Origin of the sequence: Vibrio hepatarius (genome assembly GCF_011806575.1) — a bacterium.
Taxonomy (GTDB): domain Bacteria; phylum Pseudomonadota; class Gammaproteobacteria; order Enterobacterales; family Vibrionaceae; genus Vibrio; species Vibrio hepatarius_A.
In genome coordinates, this window is the sequence record NZ_JAATOO010000055.1 from 1 (window position 1) to 4517 (window position 4517).

The window sequence follows — 4517 nt, forward strand, 5'->3', positions numbered from 1 at the left end:
CTAACAAAGCATTCAAGAGGGATTCACAACGCTTGGCAGTTTTGGTTTGAATTAGCTTAAGTGTTTACGGCACAATGGTTTAGTTTGAGTGGAGTGCGTTGTTCACCCCTTAATGCGGCGTTAACTGGATTGATGACGAGGTAAGTCCGATGAAAAGAATTGCGGTCATTGGTTCCGGCGGTTCGGGTAAATCCACATTTTCGGCACTATTAGGTAAAAAGTTGAATTTGCCTGTTCATCATCTCGATCAGCTGTATTGGAAACCAAATTGGGTTAAAACTCCAAAAGATGATTGGCTCAAAATTCAAAAAAGTCTTTGTGAAAGCAAGTGTTGGATTATCGATGGTAATTACCAGAGCACCCTTGATATAAGGTTTGAAGCTTGTGACACAGTAATATTCTTAGATGTAAACCGATATACCTGTATCTATCGAGCACTAAAGAGAACATTATTAAGTAGTAAGCGTCCAGATTTACCTGAAGGTTGCGATGAAAGGTTTGATATCGAGTTCATCAAATTTTTATGGGACTATCCCAAAAATTCGAAACCCGTAATAATGGACAAACTCAATACACTTACAAGCAATAAGCGTGTAATTATCGCAAAATCGGTAGAGCAAGCACTCCACCTTTGCAAATCCAGTTAACAAACAGTTCAAGAGGGATTCAGCACGCGTGGCATTTTGGGTATGCGTTAGGTTTAGTGATTAAGGCGTGATGCGGTAACGTCGGTGTTGCGTGCTTCACCCCTTAACTGGGCGTTAGGCGACGGGCAGGAAAGTTCTTTGTTCTAATCTTCTTGTTCCCTCTAGCAGTTCGCTTTTCGTAGTCGGCAACTAAGCATTGTCGGCTCAAATTCTTGAATCTCTCCAGCCGTAAAACATGTAAAGGTTCGTGGGTTGCCTCATTGGTTTTCATTGTCGGTTGGTGGTTAATTTCACTGGCTCAAAGTGTGGAAAGGGCAAGTCAATTGAGGCTTTCGGTTTCGCTGTAAGTTTGTAGCTTTGGTATTTTCGGGTCCAAAACTTGCCTTGTTGCTGAAGGTCTGCATTTCGTGGTTGTTGGAAGCTTGGCTGAAACATGGTGACTTTTGTGGTTCTTGAATCACAAAAAGCCAGTGGGTGTTTGGTTGCTTATCCGGTTTCGGGTAATCTGCTTTCAAAACAACTTAAACACCACTGGGAAACTTCGCCTAACAAAGCGTTTAAGACGGATTCACAACGCTTGGCGATTTCAGTTCCAGTCAGGTTAAGTGTTTAAGGTTCAATGGTTTAGGTTTTGTGGTTGGCGTTGTTCACCACTTAACGCGGCGTTAGGCGCAGTAAAGAAATTTTCAGTTCTAATCTCTTCTTTTTCTTAGGCAATTCGAGCCAGTTTCTCGGCAATCTGGCTTTGTCTTCACTAATTCTTGAATCACTCCACCCGTAAAACATGCCAATGTTCGCGGGTTGCCTCATTGGATTTTTGGGGCAGTTGGTTGTGATTTTGTTTGGCTCAAATCGCTTCAAGTTCATCTGTTTTGGAAGTTGATTTATTGGCTGAAATTTCGCTCTGAAAATCAGCCTGTTCAAATTCCATTTTTATGTGCTGAAAAGCCAATTTCTTTGGTGTTTTGGTTGCACTGGGTTTCAGATACTTAACCGCTTTAGTATTTGGGTTTTAAACAAATTCAGTGGGTTACGTGAATTTCTTTTTCCAAAAGGTGGTTTTCTAAATCAAATTTAAACTATTTGCGTGAAGCGCCTAACAAAGCATTTAAGAGTGACTCACAACGCTTGGCGATCTTAGTTTAAACTTGGGTTTAGTGTTTAAGGTACAGTGGTTTAGGTTAGGTGGTTTGGCGTTGTTCGCACCTTAATGCGGCGTTATGTCTTATATGGAAATGGGAAGCTGTAATGGTAGTTTTTGAGGACGATAATTTTATTGTAAGCACATGTCGTAGTTGCGATATTCCAGGTTACTTGATCGTCGAATGTAAAGAAGGAGTATCTTCTTTATCTCAACTTTCCGTGGACGCGCAAATGGATCTTGGTGTGTTGTTAGCTCAGTTAGAGTCAGCAGTTACGAAAACACTCTCTCCTGAACAAGTTTATTGTGCGAAGTTTGGTGAATCCGGTGGTGACTTGCACTTTCATGTGTTTCCTCGGTTAACTGCGGTGACAGCGAAATACCTAGAATGCTTTCCGACTCAAGAGGCTCTGATACACGGTCCCGTATTGTTTGATTGGGCGCGAGAGTATTATAAGGTAGAAACGGAGAGTTTATCACAAGAAGTTATTAGTGCCGCAAATAGTGTCATTGCTCATTTAGCAACGACATAACAAACTGTTTAAGAGGGATTCCCAACGCTCGGCACTCTCAGTTCAGGTTGGGTTTTGTGTTTACGGCGGAATGGTTTAGGTTAAGTGGTAGCGTTGCTCACCCCTTAACAGGGCGTTAGGTGCAAGGAGGTATCATGATCAAAAGGCACGATTGGAAAGTAAAAGAAGTACCTGACCAAAAAATCGACTTGGGTTTCAAAAAAGCGTTTTCGAATTCTGATGCCAATAAAATATTACGTGGTCATAAGCCCGCAGAAATGGAAGATAAGTGGTTTATCTATTCAGAAGGTAGTTGGGTATATTTTGTTCGAAGTTGGACAGGGCATTATATTTTCGGAATTGAACTGTCTAATAACATGCAGGGGGAAATATCGGTAATATCTAGCTGGGTTAATGGCAATAATGAAATATATCGTTCACAGGGTAGAGGGCGAGATATTGAGGTATTGAATGGCATTATCATGAGTAAGTTCGGCGTTGATATAAGCACCTAACAAAGCATTTAAGAGTGACTCACAACGCTTGGCGATTTCAGTTTAAACTTGGTTTTAGTGTTTAAGGTGCAGTGGTTGGGTTAGGTGTTTTAGCGTTATTCGCACCTTAATGCGGCGTTATGCGACCCAGTAAAAAGGAGTTTCAAAGTGGAAGAAATAATTGATCAATTGGTTTCTCAGGGCTACGAAATATCTGGTAGTAACTCAAAGATTAGAGTAAAGATTGGAGGTTTCGCTGGTAAGGCTACAATTAGTAAAAATCATTATTCGAATACTTTCGTCGTATCTAGTCATACTTGGATTCAGCTTCTATCTTTGACGTTGATCTTTTCTTCTATCATGTCATCGCTCTACAGTCAGTGGGGGCAGCCTGAATTAAGTGGATCAGTGTGGTTTGGTTTGTCGGTTGGAATCCCCGTTATAGTTGTTGGATATGTTTCAGCGATTATTTCAGAAATTCAATTACAACCGATACGTCAAGTTGTGCGAATGGCAAATTCACGGTTATCATCACCAATCGCATAACAAGGCGTTTAAGGCGGATTCACAACGCTTAGCGGTTTCAGTTCCAGTCAGGTTTAGTGTTTAAGGTACAATGGTTTAGGTTTGGTGGCTGGCGTTGTTCACCACTTAACGCGGCGTTATACGCAGGGTGAGTTTTGCAGCTAATCTCTAGCTTCAAAGTCACTTTCTCACGTGACTTATTACTTCGCCCAATTCATATTATTTCCTCGTATTTACGCTAAATCATCAGACAATGTATCCATACTTATAATCCCAAGTTCGTAGCTGGTAAGTGTTTCCTAGTTTTAATTGATTGGCGAAATTTGAAACAGTTTCGTTTGTTGAACCCCCGCTCTACTAAATTGCCGATTTAAAAGGTTATGTGTTTGCTGAAATGCTGCTTTCTTTGATGTGGAGTGTTCCAAGTGCGCTTCAATTACAGTCGCTGAAAATCTTAGCCTCACATAAATGCATCAATACACATAAAATTTCGTGCTTCCAAAGTGGGGCTTGGCTTAAAATCGTAACCTCGGTGCCGGGCGTATAACAAAGTATTTAAGAGCGATTCACAACGCGTGGCAGTTTTGGTTTGCGGTAAGTTTTGTGTTTAAGGCGCAATGCGGTAGCCGTTGTATTGCGTTGTTCACGCCTTAATGCGGCGTTATGTGCTCGGAGGAAATATGGAAATTCAGAAGGTTCTAAAAACGGATTTAGACGCAGTAACAAGGCTTGTTTCAGAGGTCTCCGCCAAGGATGTACTTCCATTGCTTAATGAACAAGGAAAGCAAGAGTATAAGGACAGAGTATTACCTGACCTAGCGTCTACTCTTGATGATGAGAAGTTTTCATCAATTAAGGCGGTATCGGGTGGGGAAGTTCTAGGTTTTGCCGCTTTGCGTGGTGGAAATTATCTAACCCATTTGTTTGTTGCAAATTCACAGCAGGGTTCAGGCTTAGGTCGTACTTTATTGAATCATTTGCTTGATCAGACAGACGCTCGTGAAGTTAGCCTACGTTCATCGGTGAATGCTGTTGGTTTTTACAATCGTAATGGTTTCGTAGCAACAGGCGAAGAAGCCGAGTTCAACGGAATTAGGTTCGTACCCATGTCTTTAGTACGCACATAACAAAGCATTTAAGAGTGATTCGCAACGCTTGGCAGTTTCGCTTCGCTCAAGTATAGCCAAGCGTCGCTCAC

Annotated in this window: 5 protein-coding genes; all 5 read left to right on the top strand. The window is 41.6% G+C overall.

Going from position 1 to position 4517, the window contains the following annotated elements; all coding sequences use genetic code 11:
• The first annotated feature begins 149 nt into the window (after nucleotides 1-149).
• The 5 genes from HCZ42_RS21465 (at nucleotide 150) to HCZ42_RS21495 (ending at nucleotide 4446) form a co-directional block, all read left to right on the top strand.
• Nucleotides 150-647: a DNA topology modulation protein gene (locus HCZ42_RS21465; RefSeq protein WP_167422705.1), complete on the top strand. Its 498-nt coding sequence runs from the start codon at nucleotides 150-152 to the stop codon at nucleotides 645-647.
• A 1248-nt stretch (nucleotides 648-1895) separates the two neighbouring features.
• On the top strand, nucleotides 1896-2321 hold the full coding sequence (locus tag HCZ42_RS21475; RefSeq protein WP_167422706.1) for an HIT family protein: 426 nt from the start codon (nucleotides 1896-1898) through the stop codon (nucleotides 2319-2321).
• Nucleotides 2322-2455: 134 nt separating this feature from the next.
• Complete coding sequence (locus tag HCZ42_RS21480) at nucleotides 2456-2815, top strand: hypothetical protein (protein ID WP_103187144.1); 360 nt, start codon at nucleotides 2456-2458, stop codon at nucleotides 2813-2815.
• A gap of 147 nt (nucleotides 2816-2962) precedes the next feature.
• Nucleotides 2963-3340: a hypothetical protein gene (locus HCZ42_RS21485; protein ID WP_029811091.1), complete on the top strand. Its 378-nt coding sequence runs from the start codon at nucleotides 2963-2965 to the stop codon at nucleotides 3338-3340.
• Nucleotides 3341-3999: 659 nt separating this feature from the next.
• Entirely contained in the window at nucleotides 4000-4446 is a 447-nt protein-coding gene (locus HCZ42_RS21495) for a GNAT family N-acetyltransferase (RefSeq protein WP_150878564.1), read from the top strand.
• Nucleotides 4447-4517: the final 71 nt, after the last annotated feature.